The 16,586-nt window shown below is 61.6% G+C and carries 16 protein-coding genes; 7 read left to right on the plus strand and 9 right to left on the minus strand.

The annotated features are described in order from the left end of the window. The first annotated feature begins 4 nt into the window (after positions 1-4). The 4 genes from EFB14_RS31430 (at position 5) to EFB14_RS31445 (ending at position 3,243) form a co-directional block, all read left to right on the plus strand. Positions 5-655 carry an amino acid ABC transporter permease gene (locus EFB14_RS31430; RefSeq protein ID WP_126830614.1) on the plus strand — a complete coding sequence of 217 codons (651 nt, stop codon included), beginning with the start codon at positions 5-7 and terminating at the stop codon, positions 653-655. Between the two features lie 35 nt (positions 656-690). After that, positions 691-1,533 (plus strand): transporter substrate-binding domain-containing protein, encoded by an 843-nt coding sequence (locus EFB14_RS31435; RefSeq protein WP_126830616.1) that lies wholly within the window; start codon positions 691-693, stop codon positions 1,531-1,533. A 25-nt stretch (positions 1,534-1,558) separates the two neighbouring features. Then, positions 1,559-2,323, plus strand: coding sequence for an amino acid ABC transporter ATP-binding protein (locus EFB14_RS31440; RefSeq protein WP_126830618.1), 765 nt, complete (start codon positions 1,559-1,561; stop codon positions 2,321-2,323). Between the two features lie 68 nt (positions 2,324-2,391). After that, entirely contained in the window at positions 2,392-3,243 is an 852-nt protein-coding gene (locus EFB14_RS31445; RefSeq protein WP_126830620.1) for a shikimate dehydrogenase, read from the plus strand. Between the two features lie 21 nt (positions 3,244-3,264). Here EFB14_RS31445 and EFB14_RS31450 read toward each other — a convergent pair whose 3' ends face one another. Then, positions 3,265-3,936: a TetR/AcrR family transcriptional regulator gene (locus EFB14_RS31450; protein WP_126830622.1), complete on the minus strand. Its 672-nt coding sequence runs from the start codon at positions 3,934-3,936 to the stop codon at positions 3,265-3,267. Between the two features lie 270 nt (positions 3,937-4,206). Between EFB14_RS31450 and EFB14_RS31455 the strand changes: the two genes are divergently transcribed. The 3 genes from EFB14_RS31455 to EFB14_RS31465 all read left to right on the plus strand — a co-directional run bounded on the left by EFB14_RS31455 (position 4,207) and on the right by EFB14_RS31465 (position 7,872). Then, positions 4,207-5,172, plus strand: coding sequence for a sugar-binding protein (locus tag EFB14_RS31455; protein WP_004671359.1), 966 nt, complete (start codon positions 4,207-4,209; stop codon positions 5,170-5,172). 78 nt (positions 5,173-5,250) lie between these two features. Beyond that, complete coding sequence (locus tag EFB14_RS31460; protein WP_126830624.1) at positions 5,251-6,792, plus strand: sugar ABC transporter ATP-binding protein; 1,542 nt, start codon at positions 5,251-5,253, stop codon at positions 6,790-6,792. Positions 6,793-6,834: 42 nt separating this feature from the next. Next, complete coding sequence (locus EFB14_RS31465; RefSeq protein ID WP_126830626.1) at positions 6,835-7,872, plus strand: ABC transporter permease; 1,038 nt, start codon at positions 6,835-6,837, stop codon at positions 7,870-7,872. 166 nt (positions 7,873-8,038) lie between these two features. Here EFB14_RS31465 and EFB14_RS31470 read toward each other — a convergent pair whose 3' ends face one another. The 8 genes from EFB14_RS31470 to EFB14_RS31505 all read right to left on the minus strand — a co-directional run bounded on the left by EFB14_RS31470 (position 8,039) and on the right by EFB14_RS31505 (position 16,583). Beyond that, positions 8,039-9,484 (minus strand): aldehyde dehydrogenase, encoded by a 1,446-nt coding sequence (locus EFB14_RS31470; RefSeq protein WP_126830628.1) that lies wholly within the window; start codon positions 9,482-9,484, stop codon positions 8,039-8,041. Between the two features lie 25 nt (positions 9,485-9,509). After that, the gene (locus tag EFB14_RS31475) at positions 9,510-10,295 is read right to left on the minus strand and encodes a coniferyl-alcohol dehydrogenase (protein ID WP_126830630.1); all 786 of its coding nucleotides are present in this window, start codon (positions 10,293-10,295) and stop codon (positions 9,510-9,512) included. Between the two features lie 42 nt (positions 10,296-10,337). Beyond that, a complete protein-coding gene (locus tag EFB14_RS31480; RefSeq protein ID WP_125845126.1) occupies positions 10,338-11,357 on the minus strand; it encodes a branched-chain amino acid ABC transporter permease in 1,020 nt (339 codons plus the stop codon). Continuing rightward, positions 11,354-12,250 (minus strand): branched-chain amino acid ABC transporter permease, encoded by an 897-nt coding sequence (locus tag EFB14_RS31485; protein ID WP_126830632.1) that lies wholly within the window; start codon positions 12,248-12,250, stop codon positions 11,354-11,356. Before EFB14_RS31485 ends, EFB14_RS31480 begins: the two co-directional genes overlap by 4 nt. Continuing rightward, positions 12,247-12,978, minus strand: coding sequence for an ABC transporter ATP-binding protein (locus tag EFB14_RS31490; RefSeq protein ID WP_126830634.1), 732 nt, complete (start codon positions 12,976-12,978; stop codon positions 12,247-12,249). The genes EFB14_RS31485 and EFB14_RS31490 overlap by 4 nt, the downstream gene beginning before the upstream one ends. Beyond that, the gene (locus EFB14_RS31495) at positions 12,975-13,730 is read right to left on the minus strand and encodes an ABC transporter ATP-binding protein (RefSeq protein ID WP_126830636.1); all 756 of its coding nucleotides are present in this window, start codon (positions 13,728-13,730) and stop codon (positions 12,975-12,977) included. Before EFB14_RS31495 ends, EFB14_RS31490 begins: the two co-directional genes overlap by 4 nt. Before the next feature lie 7 nt (positions 13,731-13,737). Then, positions 13,738-15,039, minus strand: a complete 1,302-nt coding sequence (locus tag EFB14_RS31500; protein WP_126830714.1) for an ABC transporter substrate-binding protein — start codon at positions 15,037-15,039, stop codon at positions 13,738-13,740. Between the two features lie 92 nt (positions 15,040-15,131). Beyond that, positions 15,132-16,583, minus strand: a complete 1,452-nt coding sequence (locus EFB14_RS31505) for an aldehyde dehydrogenase (protein WP_126830638.1) — start codon at positions 16,581-16,583, stop codon at positions 15,132-15,134. Positions 16,584-16,586 lie beyond the last annotated feature (3 nt).

The following is a 16,586-nucleotide window of genomic DNA, read 5'->3' on the forward strand; positions in this document are numbered from 1 at the left end:
TATCATGGCAAGTATCGGTGTAAACGAACTGCTTTTCCTGCTTCAGGGCTTGAAATGGACGATTGCGCTGGCAGCGATCGGCTTTGTCGGCGGCGGCATATTCGGCCTCGGGGTTGCGCTGATGCGCGTGTCGACCCATGCCGTGCTCTGGCGGAGTGGCGCGGCCTATATCGCGGTCTTCCAGGGAACGCCGCTCTTGATGCAGCTTTTCGTCGTTTATTACGGCATCGGTCTGCTCGGGGTGAATGTCGACGCGTGGATTGCCGTCGCCATCGCCTTTACCCTGCATGCAAGCGCATTCCTGGGTGAAATCTGGCGCGGCGGCATTCAGTCGGTTCCCAAGGGGCAGACTGAGGCCGGAAAGGCGCTCGGATTGCACTATGTCTCGCGCATGAAGGATGTGATCCTGCCGCAGGCACTGAAGATATCCCTGCCTGCGACCATCGGTTTTCTGGTGCAACTCGTCAAGGGAACGTCGCTCGCCGCGATCGTCGGCTTCGTTGAGCTTTCCCGCGCCGGCCAGATCGTTTCCAACCAGACTTTCCGGCCGCTGATGGTCTTTGCGATCATCGGAGCCATCTATTTCGCGCTTTGCTGGCCGCTCTCTTTGTGGGGCGCAAGCATGGAACGTCGGCTTGCCAAGGCCGCGCGGTGAAGAATTTGCAGAGCTTTGTTGAAGAGGAGGAAAACATGATCAACAAATTGAGACATGCCTTGCATCGGAGAAGCGTCCTTATTGCCGCGGCAGGAGCAATGCTGCTTCCGCTGGTGTCAGCATTGCCGGCGCATGCCGGAACGCTGGAGCAAGCCAAGGCGGCGGGCAAGGTCGTCATCGGCATCCAGGGCGACAATGCTCCCTGGGGCTTCGTCAATTCGAGCGGCGTTCAGGATGGCCTGGATGCCGACATCGGCCGCGCATTTGCCAAGGAACTCGGCGTCGAGGTCGAATTCGTGCCGCTTGCGGTCGCCAATCGCATTCCATCCCTGGTGACCGGCAAGGTCGATGTTCTGTTCGCCACCATGGGCATGACCGCCGAACGGGCGAAATCGATCCAGTACAGTAAGCCCTATGCCGGCAACGTGCTTTCTGTCTATGGGCCGAAGACGACGAAGATCGCCGACTATAAGGATCTCGCTGGCCTGACGATTGGTGTGCCAAAGTCAAGCGCTATGGACACGTCCATCACCGCCGGCGTCGGCGACAAGGCGACCATTCTGCGCTTTGACGATGATGCCGCGACCATCCAGGCACTGCTGGCAGGCCAGGTCCAAGTGGTCGGCGGTAACCAGTTCTACGGCGACCGGCTCGATGCGGCCAGCGCGGGAACCTACGACACCAAGTTCGACCTCAAGACTCTCTACAACGGCGCCGGCACGCGCCTCGGCGAGAAAGACTGGAACGAGGCCATCAACGCCTTTCTCGACAAGATCATGGCCAATGGCGAACATGCCAAGATCTACGCCAAGTGGATGAAGCGCGAGGTACCGAAGTTCCCGGAATCCATGCCTGATATTCCCTACACCGTGATGTGATCGAAAATCTGAGGAGGACGTCGCCATGCCGAATAATCAATCCGGCTCCGAACAGGCGCTGATCGCGCTCGAGGGTGTCGAGAAATGGTATGGCGCCTTCCATGCCCTGAAGAATATCAACCTCTCGGTCCGCAAGGGGGAGAAAATCGTCCTTTGCGGGCCGTCAGGCTCCGGCAAGTCCACCTTGATCCGGTGCATCAACCGGCTGGAAGAGATCCAGAAAGGCAGGATCGTCGTGGAAGGCCTGACCTTGGACGACACGACCAAGACCGTCGATGCCATCCGGCGCGAGGTCGGCATGGTGTTCCAGAACTTCAACCTCTTTCCGCATATGACGATCATGGAAAACTGCATGCTCGCCCCGATGCGGGTGAGAGCCATGTCGAAGGCGGATGCACGGGCCGTTGCCACCCGGTATCTCGGCAAGGTGCGCATCGGCGATCAGGCGGACAAGTATCCAGCGCAATTGTCGGGCGGGCAGCAGCAGCGGGCGGCCATCGCCCGGGCGCTATGCATGGAGCCGAAGGTCATGTTGTTCGACGAACCCACATCGGCGCTCGACCCCGAAATGGTCAAGGAAGTGCTCGATACGATGATCGGCCTGGCGCGCGACGGCATGACGATGATCTGCGTGACGCATGAAATGGGGTTTGCCAGGCAGGTCGCCGACCGCGTGATTTTCATGACCTCGGGCGAGGTGATCGAAGAGGCACGGCCCGAGGAATTCTTCCGCAATCCGCGGCACGATCGCACCAAGGCCTTTCTCGGCGAAATTCTTGCTCACCACTGATCGTCGCAATCGGGTTCCTGGGTCTTTCGGAGCGCGCGAAGACCGGCCTATCTGCTTCTGGAAATCAAATGACGGACAAACGCACTGTGCTTGTCGGGCTGATCGGCTCCGACCTCCAACTTTCCAAGACGCCGGCACTGCATGAGCGCGAAGGCGCCTGTCATGGGCTCGACTATCGCTATGAGCGGGTTGATATCCATGAGCGCGATCTCCCCGCGAGCGCACTGCCGGACCTGCTGCGAGAACTCGAGGAGCGCGGCTTTTCCGGCACCAACATCACCCACCCGTTCAAACAGGCCGTGCTGCCGCTTCTCGACGACCTGTCGGAGGACGCCCGCATGCTGGGAGCGGTCAATACGGTAGTGCTCCGCGACGGCAGGCGCTTGGGGCACAATACGGACTGGTACGGCTTTTACGAGAGCTTCAGGCGCGGCCTGCCGGATGCGCGCCGTGATCGTGCACTGCTACTCGGGGCGGGCGGCGCCGGCGTCGCCGTCGCCCACGCGGCGCTCAAGCTTGGCATCAGCAAGCTGGATATTTTCGATCGCGATCCAGCTCGCGCCGTGCAGCTTGCTGACGACCTTAATGAACGTTTCGATGGACGGCGCGCTACGCCGACGGACGATCTCGCCGGTTCCATGGCGGCCTCGGATGGCTTGATCCATGCGACGCCGACGGGGATGAAGAGCCATCCCGGCATTCCCATTGAGGAAACGCTTTTGGAAAGCCGCCATTGGGTGGCGGATATCGTCTACATGCCGCTGGTCACGGAACTGCTGGCGGCCGCCTCGCGCCGAGGCTGTCGCATTCTGCCGGGCGGTGGGATGACGGTCTTCCAGGCGGTCGGCGCGTTCCGGCTTTTCACCGGCCTCGAACCCGACGCGGAACGCATGCAGCACCATTTTGCCGAGCTTATTTGACGGAGCCGGAGAAGAGGAGACTCAGCGGTCACCTCTTGCGGCCAAAGCCTCGGGTTTTGCGACATAGCGCAGCACCATCGTGGCAACATGGTGCGATAATATGTCGTGCGTGCCATCGGACCAGAGAGACTGGCCGAAAATATGCGAGAAGGTCGCCCGGTTCGAGACATTGAAGAACGACAATGCGCTGATCTGCCAATGCAGTTCAAGCGCGTCGATATCAGCCCGGAATACGCCATCCTGCTGCCCGCGGGCGAGCAAGGACTGCAATTTCTCGATGGCTGACCGGTTGAGTTCCCGGATGGTCTGCGAGCGCTCGAGATATTGCCCGTGATGGATGTTTTCGATCATCACCATGCGAATGAAGGCCGGGTTCTGCCGGTGGTGATGAAAGGTGAACCGCGCCAGACGGTCCAGCGCCTCGATCGGATCGAGCGTATCCAGCTCGAGATCGGCCTCATCGCCGCGGACATGGCGATAGGCTTCTTCCAGCACGCGCGTGTAGAGCCCTTCCTTGTCACCATAATAGTAGTAAATCATCCGTTTGGACGTTTTGGTCTTGGCGGCGATTTCGTCGATTCTGGCGCCAGACAGGCCGTTTTCGGAAAACTCTTGCATGGCAACGCGCAGGATGTCTTCGCGCACCCCCTCAGGATCCCGTTTGCCCTGCGGCTTGATCACCCCGTTCTCCATTTCCTCTTCCAAAATCTTAACCAGTTGGTACAGAAGAACCACGGGGAAGGCAAGCCGGCGGACCATTGGTGCCGCCGTGGGCGGATTTGGCCCAGCATCGACGATCTGCATTCATATTACTATTTACTAATTAAGATTCTGGTATACCGTCGGTGTGCGATCGGCACCTATGCCACACGTCGCTTCGCGACGGCCCTGGAGGGAGCGCGCATGCGGCCGGCCGTAAGTCGCGAACGGGCCCTCGCAACCGCGGCCCTCGGGAGGAGTGCTATGAAACAGCTGAAACGGAAAAATGCAGCCTTGTTCTTTGCCGCATTGATGCTGAGTGCGGCGCCGATGGCAGCATCACATGCGGCCGACAAGCCGACACTCGCATTCGTCGTCAATGGAGCGTCCGACTTCTGGAAAGCCGCCGAGGCGGGGGTCAAGAAGGCGCAGGGCGAGATGCCCGACTACAACATGGAACTGAAATATCCTGAGCAGGCGGCTGTCGCCATTCAGCAGCGTCTCATGGAAGATCTCGTCAGCGCCGGCGTCAAGGGGATCATGGTCTCCGCCGTCGATCCCAAGACCCAGACGGACGGGCTCAACAAGATCGGCTCGCAGACGGCTCTCTTCACCACCGACAGCGACGCGCCGAAGACCAACCGCGTCGCCTATATCGGTTCTTCGAACGTCGACGCCGGCAAGCAGGCCGCCGAAATCGCCAAGAAGGCGATGCCGGACGGCGGCAAGTGCATGGGCTTCGTCGGTCTGCTGGGCGCCGATAACGCCCGCGAACGCATCGAAGGGATGAAGGAAGGGCTCAAGGGCACTAAGATCGAGCTTGTCGATGTTCGCGGTGACGACATCGACCAGACGCGCGCCAAGAAGAACGTGGAGGATGCGTTGGTGGCCAGCCCCGACCTGACCTGTATGGTCGGCTTCTACTCCTACAACACGCCGCGCATCTATGAGGCGCTGCGCGACGCAGGCAAACTCGGCCAGATCACCGTCGTCGGCTTTGACGACGATCCGATCACACTCGGCGGCGTCAAGGAAGGCACGATCGCGGCAACCGTCGTACAGCAGCCGTTCGAATGGGCCTATCAGGGCATGAAATTGATGGCCGCCTACCTCAAGGGCGACAAATCAGGCGTTCCTGCCGATGGCTTGATCATCATCCCGACGGTGATCATCGGCAAGGATGACGTTGACAAGTATGCCGCCAACCTCAAGGCCATGGCTGGAAAATAGCCTCTTTCGCGGCGGCGGCACTCACCGCCGCCGCGAAAGGCGTTTCATGCCGACAACATCAGCAGCCATGGACAGGCGATGAACCACAGTTCCGACATCCCGTCACCGGGCGCGCCCGCAACGCCATTCCTTTCGCTGTCCGGCGTTGGCAAGACCTATCCAGGCGTCGTTGCGCTCGAAGGCCTGTCATTGGACATCATGCCAGGCGAGGTCATCGGCCTTGTCGGCGAAAACGGGGCTGGAAAATCGACGCTGATGAAGATTCTCGGCGGTGTGATCGCACCCGATCGGGGCACGATCCTGCTCGACGGGGCGGAGCTTCGTTTCCTCACCGTGGAATCGAGCATCGCGTCCGGTATCGCCTTCGTGCATCAGGAACTCAATCTCTTTGAGAATCTCGACGTCGCTGCCAATATCTTCCTGGGGCGCGAACCGCTGAAGGCGGGACCTCTTAAGCTCATCGATCGCGATCGACTAAGGGACATGGTGAAGCCGCTTTTGAGGCGCGTGGGCGCGCATTTTTCCGCCGACACACCCGTGGCGTCGCTTTCGCTGGCCGAGCAGCAGATGGTGGAAATCGCCAAGGCGCTGTCCATCAACGCGAGGCTCGTCATTTTCGACGAACCCACGTCCAGTCTGCCGCTGGCTGAAACCGAGCGGCTGCTCAGCATCATCAAATTGCTGAAGGCTGATGGCATCAGTGTTATTTTCATCTCGCATCGGCTCCACGAGGTTGAGCGCGTGGCCGACCGGGTCGTCGTACTCCGTGACGGCGCGCTTGTGGGCACGCTCGCCAAGAGGGACATCGACCACGACCAGATGGTCAAGCTGATGATTGGCCGAATGCTTGCGGCCCGTACCGCAAAGCCGCAGCGCTCACCCGGCTCAGTTGCGCTGAAGATAAGTGCCGTGCGCACCGAGGCCTATCCCGGCCATCCCGTCGATCTGGAAATCAGGTATGGAGAAATCCTGGGACTTGCGGGCCTCGTCGGGTCCGGCCGTACCGAGCTTGCCAGGGTGCTCTTTGGCATTGATCGCAGTTACGGCGGAGTCATCCTGCAGGACGGGCAGAAAATTGCAGTCCGTTCCGCGCGGGACGCCGTTGCTCGCGGCATTTTCCTGGTGCCGGAGGATCGAAAGCGCAACGGTATTCTTCTTGATTTCCCGATCGCCCAGAACATAACCCTTGCCGATCTCCCCATGCTTGCCAGCCGCTTCATGCTTTCCGCCGAGCGGGAGACGGCGGCGGCCGAAAAGCAGCGCGTTCGCCTCGGCATCAAGGCGCCCTCTGTTGCGAGCCGAACCGGCACGCTGTCAGGCGGCAACCAGCAGAAGGTGGTGCTTGCCAAATGGTTGTCGATGAGCCCGAAGGTGATGATCTTCGACGAGCCGACACGCGGCATCGATATCGGCGCGAAGAACGAGATCTACGGCCTGATGCGGGCACTTGCCGATGCCGGTGTCGCGATCCTGATGATCTCCAGCGACATGGAAGAGGTGATCGGCGTTTCTGACCGCATTGCCGTCATGCATGAGGGCCAGATCGCCGGCATTCTCGATGAGGACGAATTCAGTCAGGAAAGCGTCCTTTTGCTTGCTGTCGGCAAAGGCGTAAAATAGCCGCGGCGCCAATAGGATTAGATGTCGGGGAATGGATCTCGAATGATCAAAAAAGATCTTGGACTGCTGCTTTTGATCGTTGTTGTCGGCATTGTCGTCGCCATCATCAATCCGCGGTTCCTGCTGCCGATCAACCTGGCAAATACCGCCAACCTGATCGGCCTGTTCGGCATCCTGTCGATTGGCCAGGCCTACGTCATCATTACAGGCGGTATCGAACTTTCCGTCGGTTCGCTCGTCGCGCTTCTTGGCGTGCTGTTTGTCGATTTCGTCGCGGTCCAAGATATGCCATGGATGCTGGCGCTACCACTCATTCTGGTGCTCGGCGCGGCCATAGGTGCCATTCACGGCTGGCTGATCACCCGGCTGAACCTGCAACCCTTCGTCGTCACTCTCTGCGGCCTCCTTATCTATCGCGGGGCGGCGCGCTTCTATACGGCCGACGGAACGGCCGGTTTTGCGTTCGGCCAAAATTTCCCGGACCTTGAGTTCCTGACTGCCGGACGGCTCTACGGCGTTCCCAGCACCTTCATAGCGCTCGTCATCATTTCCGTGGTCATGTGGGTGGTGCTGCATCGCTCTGTCTTCGGGCGTTATCTCTATGCGATCGGCAAGAACGAGGAGGCGGCCCGCTATTCCGGTATCCGCACCGGCCGGATGGTGATGTCGGCCTATATCATCTGTGGACTGCTTACGGCGCTCGCGGCAATCTATTTCGCCATGTACACACGCTCGATCTCGCCGGCCAGCCATGGCCAGTTCTATGAACTCTACGCGATTGCCGCTGCCGTACTCGGCGGCTTTTCGCTGCGCGGCGGCGAGGGATCGATCGTTGGCGTCGTGCTCGGAACGGTCCTGCTCCAGGAGTTGCAGAACCTTGTGAATCTGCTTGGCATCCCCTCGTCGCTGAATTTCGCCGTCATGGGTGGCGTGATCCTCATTGGCGTGCTGATCGACCAACAATGGAACGCGATCCGCGCACAGCGCCGGCTCGTCTCTGCCGCCCGGCAGACCGAAGCCCGTGTTCCGGACGAAGGCAAATTGCCGGTGGTTGCCAATCAGGACCAGGTCGGTGGATGAGACCAGTGTCAGGCTGCCGTTAGTAATAGGCCGACCCATTCGGTTCGTCGCGTTTCAACAACTTCGTCCTGAGAGACAGCTACCCTCCAAGCTGCGATCTCCGAAGCGCTGGCCCAATACGACATCTAGTGTTGGGCCGCGCTCGGATTTCTGCCGCCTGCTTTTCTCAGAAGGGATAGTGCTGCGCCGGATCTTCGACGGTGATCCAGCGCAGGTCGGTGAATTCGGCGATGGCGGCCTTGCCGCCAAAGCGGCCATAGCCGCTGCCTTTGACGCCGCCGAAGGGCATTTGCGCCTCATCGTGCAGGGTCGGGCCGTTGATATGGCAGATCCCCGTCTCGATGCGGGCCGCTACAGCGAGCGCCCGCTGGATATCGCGGCTGAAGACTGCCGAGGACAGGCCGTATTCGGTGTCGTTGGCGGTGCGGATCGCCTCCTCCTCGCCGGAGACGCGGATGATCGGCTTGACCGGGCCGAAGGATTCTTCCGCATAGACCCGCATCGCAGGCGTCACGCGATCGAGCAGCGTCGCCTCGACCACGGTGCCTGAGCGCTTGCCGCCGGCGACGAGCTTTGCGCCCTTGGCCGTGGCATCGGCGATCAGTTCCTCCATTTTCTTCGCTGCGTCGAGGCTGATCAGCGAGCCGAGCACGACATGGCCGCGGGGATCGCCGGCCGGTAACTGGCTGGCGCGGGCGGCCAGCTTGGCGACGAACTCATCGGCGATCGCCTCGTCGACGATGATGCGTTCGGTCGACATGCAGATCTGACCTTGATTCATGAAGGCGCCGAAGATGGCGGCATTGACGGCGCCGTCGATATCGGCGTCGTCGAGAATGACCAGTGGCGCCTTGCCGCCGAGTTCGAGAAGGGCAGGCTTCAAATGCCTGCCGCAGGTCTCGGCGATGATCTTGCCGACCTTGGTCGATCCGGTGAAATTCACGCGCTTGACGGCGGGATGGGCAATCAGCGCGGCAACGATTTCAGGCGCATCTTCCGGCGCGTTGGTGAGCACATTGATGACGCCGGCGGGCAGGCCCGCTTCGGTAAGAGCCGTGGCGATCAGACGATGCGTGCCCGGGCATTGCTCGGATGCCTTGAGGATGACGGTGTTGCCGCAGGCGATCGGCATGGCGACAGCGCGGGTGGCGAGGATGACGGGCGCGTTCCAGGGGGCGATTGCCAGACACACGCCGGCGGCCTGGCGAACGCCCATGGCGAGCGTGCCGGGCTTGTCCGAGGGAATAATCTCGCCGGCGATTTGCGTCGTCATGGCGCCGGCCTCGCGCAGGATGTTGGCGGCGAACATGACGTTGAAGCCCGCCCAGGGGGCGGTTGCGCCGGTCTCCTCGATCATCAGCCGGGTGAATTCGCCGGCCTTGGAATCCATGATGTCGGCAGCCTTCATCAGGATCGCGCGGCGTTGGCTGGGGCCAGTCTTCGACCAGGCAGGAAACGCCGCCGATGCAGCGTCGATTGCTGCCGTGACATCATCGGGGCCGGCCGCCGCAGCCCGGCTTGCAAGCTCTCCGGTGAAGGGATCCACGCGGTCATAGGTCCGGCCGCTGGCGGCGGGACGATCCACGCCGTTGATGAGAAGGGAAATAGTCATGTCTGTCTCCTGATGAAAACGAAAACTAGAAACCAAGAACTGAGGCGTTGATGGAGGCCTCGAGGCCGCCGTCGGTGGCGAGGTTGGTGCCGTTGATCCAACGTGCGCCATCCGAGCAGAGGAAGAGAATGGCGGGAGCGATATCGGCCGAGGTTCCGGCGCGGCCAACGCGGGTAATGTCGCTGTCGACACGTTCGTCGCCGAGGACCGCACGAAATTGCCTGAGGATAGGTGTTTCGACCGGGCCGGGGCTCACGGCATTGACGCGGATGCCGCGCTCCTTGAACAGTGGCTGGTGGGCCGCGCGCATCGTCCAGAGTAGAAGCAGTTCCTTGGAGAGAGGATAGGCCTCCTCGTCCTTCAGGCCATGCTTGGCAGCGAGGCTTTCGATGCCTGGGAAACCCTCGATGGCGGTTAATGTCTTGGCCCGCTCGAGATTTGCGCGCCAGCCATAACCGGCGATGGACGCGACGTTGACCACTGCCCCGCCTTCGCGAAGTCGCGGCGCCACTGCTTCCGTCAGTGCGCGCAATCCGTAAAAATTCACGGCCAGCGTCGCCACAACACCGGTGTTGCCCGACAGGCCAGCGACATTGGCGAGTGCGTCGATGCGCTTGGGCAACTGCTGGACAATCTCAGAGACGCCGGAGGCCGTCGATATGTCGCCTTTTATGAAGGAGGCGCCCCCCTGGGCCGGCTCACTGATGTCAACGCCGACGACATCTGCGCCCATTTGCCCTGCCAGTTCCGCGGTGCGTGCGCCGATACCAGAGGCAACGCCGGTGATCAGAATAGTCTTTCCGAAAAGCATGATTTGTACCTTTCTCAACGGGATCGGAAAATCCGCCAGCCGCTATCGTTTGCCTTTGAGAAGATCCGGGAGCGTCAGTCGGTAGCCGATCGGCAGCAGTTGCAGGCCGAAGCGCCGTTCAATCTCACCCCAAAGGCCGTGCGGCAGGTAAAGGGAGAAGAGGACGGCCGTCGCGCCGAGGCCGATCAGATACCAGACGCCGGTTCCGCCGAAGATGGTCTCGATGACGAAGAACAGGATTGCACCGAGGATCGCGCCTTCGAACTTTCCAATGCCGCCGACGAGAACCATGAAGATCATGTAGGCGGTCCACTGGACGCTGAAGTAGGTCTTCGGCTGGAAGGTGGTGGCCGCCGCCAGCCAGAGGCCGCCCGCAACAGCAATGCCGAATGCCGCGAGCACAAAGAGTAACCTCTTGGTGGCGATGACGCGCACGCCGACGGAGGTTGCCGCGTCCTCATTGTCGCGGATGGCTTGCATGGCAGCCCCGGCGCGGCTGCGCATCAGCGTGAAAAGGGTGCCGAGCAGGGCCGTCATGGCAACCAGCGACAGCCAGTAGATGATCGCTCGGCGGGTGGCGCTGTCATAGACGTTCAGCGAGATCAGTGATGTGCCGGTCTCGCCCTGGATGAGGCGATCGAGATTGACGAGAAGGTGGACGAGCTCGGCCACGACCCACATGCCGATGGCGAACTCCCCGCCCTTGAGCCGTAGCATGAACAGCGACAGCGGGATGGAGAGGGCACCGGTGACGATCGCGGCAACGAGCAGTGCAACGAAGGGATTGAGCCCGGCATCAGCGAACCGGATGGTGAAATAGGCGCCAAGGCCGAAGAATACCTGCTGGCCGACCGAAACGAGCCCGCCGAACCCTGCCAGGGCATTCCACATGGCCGCAAGGATCACGTAGATGAACAGGGCCGTCATCCGGTCGATCATGCCGGCTCCAAGGAATGCTGGAGCAAGCGCCAGGACTGCGATTGCCGCTGCCATGGCGGCCAGCATTAGCCGTGACGATCTTGTCCAGCGCTCGATGGAAATGTCGTTCGAGAGGAGGGTCATGCCGGACTCCGAAGAAATGCGCGAATTTTGCCGAAGGCCGGCATGCCGGACCGGAAGAGCCGCAGGAAGACGACCAGCAGGAAGACAACATGTCCACCGATCAGGAAGCCCTGCGGATGCAGCTGCGCTCCAAGCGATTGGGCAAGCCCGAGGACGATGCCGCCGACCAGCGTGCCCCACAGAGAGCCGGCGCCGCCGATGACTGCCGTCTCGAAGGCAAAGAGCAGCTGCGGCGCGCCCGCATAGGCGCTGAAAGTGGCCCGCATGGCGAGGAACGCCCCGGCGATCCCGATGGTGACCATGGTGATTGCCGTTGCCGTCGCATTCACTCTGCGGGCGTCGATGCCGACGAGACCTGCCGTATCGGGGTCTTCCGCCGTGGCGCGGATCGCGCGGCCAAGAGCGAAGCGGCTGAGGAAGAATTGCAAACCGCCGAGAATGATAATCGCCGTCGCCATCATCATCACCGCGAGCTTGCCGACGAAGATATGGCCGGGCAATTGCCAGGATGCGTAGGACAGGTTGCCGATAAAGGGCGCCAGCGATCGCGTGTCCGCGCCGAATTGCTCAAACAGCAGGTTGTCGATGACGATAGCTAGGCCGAAGGTGGTGAGGATCGGCAAAAGCGCGCCGCCGCTGGCGCTACGCTCGAGAACGAAGCGCTGCAGCAGCCAGCCGAAGGCCGCCATTACAGGCAATATGATCAGCAGCCCGGCAAAGGGTGAGATGCCGAACTTGGAGGCCAGCAGCCAGAGGCCGTAGGCCGCCGCGACCGCCAGGCTGCCATGCGCCAGGTTGATGATGCGCATGACCGAGAACATGAAGGACAGGCCGCAGGCGATGACGGCATAATAGCCGCCGAGCAGGATGCCCTGGAGCAAGGTATTGATCACGATGCGCTCCTGTCTTCGTCGGCCCGATGGTGCAGCCCGAAATAGGCATTGGTGATTTCGTCGCGGGTAACACCCGTTGCCGGCCTGTCGAGGACGACACGCCCCTCCAGCATGCAGATGACGCGGCTGGCGACGTTCATCGCGCGTCCGAGATCCTGCTCGACGAGAACGATGGTGGTCCCCGAGGAGAGTAGCGCCTGTAGCTGCGTATAGACGCGATCGACCACGAGCGGCGACAGGCCAAGCGAGACTTCGTCGAGCAGGAGAATATCGGGATTGCTCATCAATGCCCGGCCGATAGCGGTCGCCTGCTGTTCGCCGCCGGAGAGATGGCCGGTCTTGGCACGGCGGCGGGGCTTCAGGTTCGGAAATGCATCGAAAACCCGCTCGATGGTCCAGTCACCTTTGCGGCCGGTGGTCTTGCCGAGCAAAAGGTTTTCCTCAACGGTCATCTGCGAGAAAAGGCGCCGACCCTCCGGCACCAGGGCGATGCCCATGGCGATCCGCTTGTGGGAGGGCACCGCCGTTATATCCTGGCCGCCGAGAAACACCTGGCCGGCAGCGGGGAGATGGGCGCCGGCGATCGATCGCAGCAGCGTTGTCTTGCCCGCGCCGTTGGCGCCGACCAGGGCCAGCACCTCGCCTTCGGTGATATCGAAACTGACGCCGCGTACCGCCTGCAGCAGGCCGTGACGGACGTCGAGGTCGCGGATGGAGAGAAGGCTCATGCCGGCGTCCCTCCGAGATAGGCCTTTACGACTTCGGCGTCGCGCATGACCGCCTTCGGCTCGCCGTTAGCGATGATCTTGCCGGCGTCCATGCAGATCAGTCGTTCGACCACCTGCAGCAGGATGTGGACGATATGCTCGATCCAGACGATGCCGATGCCGCGCCGTCGCAATTCGAGGATGGTATCAACCAGTTCGCTGGCCTCGCCATCGGTCAGGCCGCCGCCGATCTCGTCGAGCAGCAGCAGTTTCGGCTTGGTTGCAAGCGCCCGTGCCAGCTCCAGCCGTTTTCGGTCGAGTAGGCCAAGCGTATCGGCGCGGCGATTGGCAACTCCGAGCATGCCGCACAGCGTCAGCGAATCGACGACACGCTCATAGGCCTCGTCGCGGCTGGCGGCGCTGCTGTGCGAGGCGGCAACGAAAACGTTCTCGAAGGTGGTCATGCCGCTGAAGGGTTTGGGAATCTGATGCGTGCGGACCAGCCCCGACCGGCAGCGATCGGCCGCCGATAGCGCCGTGACATCGGCGCCATCGAAAGTCACTGTCCCGGCGGTCGGCGGAAAGGCACCTGCAAGCACGCTGAGCAGCGTCGTCTTGCCCGCGCCGTTTGGCCCGACAATCCCCACCGCGTCTCCAGCGCCCATGGAAAAATCGAGGTTTTCGAGAACCACAAGCGCGCCGAAACGCTTGTGGATTCCCTTAGCCGAGAGAAAGGCCTCGTCCGGCCGTCCTTTTTGATCCCGTTGCTGCACGGTGCCGTTATCCATTGTAGGGAATGAGCTTGGCACTGACCGGAACATTCGGGTCGGTGGCATTTTCGGTCGCGACGTAGTCGAGCGCGAACTTGGAGCCTTCTGGCGCCTTTACCCATTGCGTTCCGATGACTGGTCCAGGAGAAACGTTGGCGACCGGACCGCTGGTGAAGTCGACCTTGCCGGCAATCGTCGTGGTCTTCAGCGTGCTGATCGCCTTGGCCACGGCCTCCTTGCTCTTGACGTCGGTGCTGGCCTTCAGGGCATCGAAGCCGGCGTCGAGAAGCGAGAGGCTGGCGCCGAGCTGCTGCGTCCACTGCTTACCGCTCGATGCTTCGTAGCCGTCCGCAAGCTCCGTCCCGGAAACCCCTGTCAGCGTCGATTTGTAAGGGAAGGCCTTATGCCAATAGGCGGCGCTGCTGATGTTGACGCCGAGGTCGCCAAGCGACTCGATGTCGGAGGGGAAGAGCCCGGTCTTGGCGACCTGGCAGATCTTGATCTGCTGGGTCAGACCCTGTTGGGCCGCCTGACGCCAGAAGGCGGCGAAATCCGGCGGGATGGGAAACGAGTTGAAGATCTCCACGCCTTCCTGCTTGAAGAGGGCGATCTGCGCCGAGAAGTCGGTCGTGCCGGTTTCATAGGCGCCCGGATCGACGATGGTGAAGCCGGCCTTGGAAAGGGCCGGGGCCAGATGGGCGCGGATGGCATTGCCATCGGCATCGTTGGGATACATGACGCCGACCTTTTTGTTGGTCTCGATCAGGTTCCACTGTGAAACATAGGTTTTCAGGAATTCGCCGACGCCGAACCCGAAATGGTAGGTCCATTTGAACGGCGAGGGTGCGCCCGGCTTGGCGCCACGACCGAAATACCAAGCTTCCCAGGGCATGACTGTCGACAGACAGGGAACGCCTGCCGCCTCGCAGGCATCGGCCACCGGGTTGATCGTTTCCGGAGTAGAAACGACCAGCATGAGGTCGATGCCCTTGTTGTTGATCAGATCCTTTGCCAATTGTCCGGCGCGGGACGGATCGGACTGCGTGTCCTGATCGAGGATTTCCACCTTCCAGGTCTTGCCGCCCGCCTGCAGGCCGGCCGCCAGCGCCTTGCGCGCCAGTTCCAGCACATAGCCATCCGTCTCGCCGAAGCCGCCAAGCGGTCCGGTGCGCGGGCTGATGAAGCCGACCTTGATCGTATCGTCGGCTGCGAATGCCGCCCGTCCACCAAGCGCCAGTGCCGTGCTACTGGCTGCCGTAACAGCCATGAACGAACGGCGCGTCAGCGATGCGGCGTTGATCCTCGTTCCCATGAGATTGTTGGTCATGCAATCGTTCCTCCCTTTACGGAGCCCTCTCGCCCCGATGCTTCTTCAGTCTTGCCAGTCGAGCGCCGTCATGCTGCTCAGATCGGGTAGTGACGCGCGCCGGATGCCAATGTGATCCAGCGCAATTCGGTGAACTCGTCGATCGCGGCCTTCCCGCCGAAACGGCCGTAGCCGCTTGACTTGACCCCGCCGAAGGGCATTTGCGGCTCATCGGAGACGGTCGCCTCGTTGATGTGACAAATGCCGGTCTCGATGCGCTTGGCGACGGCCAGCGCCTGGTTGATGTCTCGGCTAAACACCGCCGAGGACAATCCGTATTCATTGTCGTTGGCGATGGTGACGGCCTCGTCTATACTTCCGACGCGGATGATTGCCGCCAGAGGTCCAAAACTTTCCTCCCGATAGAGGCGCATGGCGGGTGTCACGTGATCGACGACGGTCGCGTCCATAAGCATACCATTCCCGTGCCCACCGCAGATGACAACCGCGCCCTTCTGCAAGGCATCCTCGACCAGCGCCTTAATGCGCCGCACCGCCTCGGCACTGATCATGGTTCCGAGCGGTGTATTTCCATGACGCGGATCTCCGGCCACGAGCGTTGCAGCCTTCGCCTTGAATTTCTCGACGAATTCATCGGCGATGGCATCGAGCAGGATAACGCGCTCGGTGGACATGCAGATCTGCCCCTGGTTCATGAAAGCGCCGAAGGCCGCGGCGCGGACAGCCTCGTCGATATCGGCATCCGCAAGCACGATGAAGGGCGCCTTTCCGCCGAGTTCGAGCAGGCAGCGTTTCAGATGCCGTGCCGATGTCTCTGCGATGATCCGTCCGACGCGCGTCGAGCCGGTGAAGTTGACCCGGCGTACTGCTGGATGGGCGATCAGGGCCTCCACGACGATTGCGGCATCCTTCGGGGCATTGGTGACGACATTGACGACGCCTGCGGGAAAGCCCGCTTCGCGCATGACCTCTCCGATCAGACAATGCGTCTTCGGGCAGAGTTCGGAGGCCTTGAGCACGACCGTATTGCCGCAGGCAAGCGGCATGGCGATTGCCCGCACGCCAAGAATGATCGGCGCATTCCACGGCGCAATGCCGACACAGACACCGGCCGGCTGGCGCACCGCCATGGAGACGTTGCCGGGAATGCCCGAGGGGATGATCTCGCCGGCGATCTGCGTGGTCATCGAGGCCGCCTCGCGCAATATGTCGGCGGCAAGATCGCAATTGATCCTGGCCCAAAGGGCGGTCGCCCCGGTCTCTCCGATCATCGCCGCCACGAAATCCGCCGATCGCGCAAGGAGAACATCTGCCGCCCGATTGAGCATGGCGCGGCGTTCACCGGGCCCTAGTTCCGACCATGCGGGAAAGGCAGCTGCGGCGGCGTTGGCGGCCCGCGCGGCATCCAATATCGAGGCCGCCGGCGCGACGGTCGCGACATCGCCGGTAGCCGGATCAAGGCATTCGAAGGTGGATGCATCTGACGCATCCACCGTCTCGTCATTGATCAGAAGCTTTGCCACAAACATCGC

This window comes from Rhizobium fabae, from assembly GCF_003985135.1.
GTDB classification, from domain to species: domain Bacteria; phylum Pseudomonadota; class Alphaproteobacteria; order Rhizobiales; family Rhizobiaceae; genus Rhizobium; species Rhizobium pisi.